Genomic DNA, 837 nt, shown 5'->3' on the forward strand with positions numbered 1-837 from the left:
AGTGTACCCTTTTTGAACATTATCATACTTTTATTCATGAATTTAAATACTTACGCCATAGCGACAGCCGTTTCATATTCGTAATCATCAGCTGTATTATGCGAAAGGGTAGATATCTTTTTATATAATTTTTCTCTTTGAAAAATCATATGAGAGCGCCAGTAACTATCCCAATCATGACTGGTATAGAGAGATCTCAGCAGTAATATTGATTCTGCACCTTTGATTGACCATCTCCTGCCCGTTCCTTCCATACGGCTTTTAACTGTATGCCCACATGATGACTCTACTACACCGGAACCGATTGGATAACCAGCTTCCAAATATTTATCGTATTGCATCCATTGTTTGTGATTGTTAAAATATGTTATGACTTTCTCAAGCTCCTCAATCTGGTTTTTGGTTAGTTTCTTTTTATTTTTTGTTATTATTTGTTTCAACCCACCGATAACCCTGCCCACATTGCCATCCAAAATGGACAATAATCGCACATAAACCCATTTGTGCCTGTCCATACTTTTATCCTTATCCAGGGCGTTGGCCGCATCCCATAAATATTCTACGACATGTATAATGTCTAAAATACCTGTATAATCAATCCCTTTCAGCACCACAGCAACCAGCGTCCATAAGTTCAAGGCTCCATCCATAACTACAACCCAGTGCCTGTTTTTATGCGGATCTCTATTGCCGGCATCTTTTACAATTTCCTTCACGACATCTTCTTTCGGTCTTTCCAGGCTTGCCATTCTTCTAATATTCTGGGCTTTAACAGGAGCTGGCTGCACCGATTCCTGATCTTTTTTGTCTTGCTTTGACTGCTCAGGATAAACTAAA

The 837-nt window shown here is 38.9% G+C and carries 1 pseudogene; it reads right to left on the reverse strand.

The features are described from left to right. Positions 1 to 50: 50 nt before the first annotated feature. A pseudogene (locus tag MTBBW1_RS28895) lies at positions 51 to 837 on the reverse strand (ISKra4-like element ISDpr10 family transposase); the annotation flags it as partial.

Source organism: Desulfamplus magnetovallimortis, from assembly GCF_900170035.1.
Taxonomy (GTDB): domain Bacteria; phylum Desulfobacterota; class Desulfobacteria; order Desulfobacterales; family Desulfobacteraceae; genus Desulfamplus; species Desulfamplus magnetovallimortis.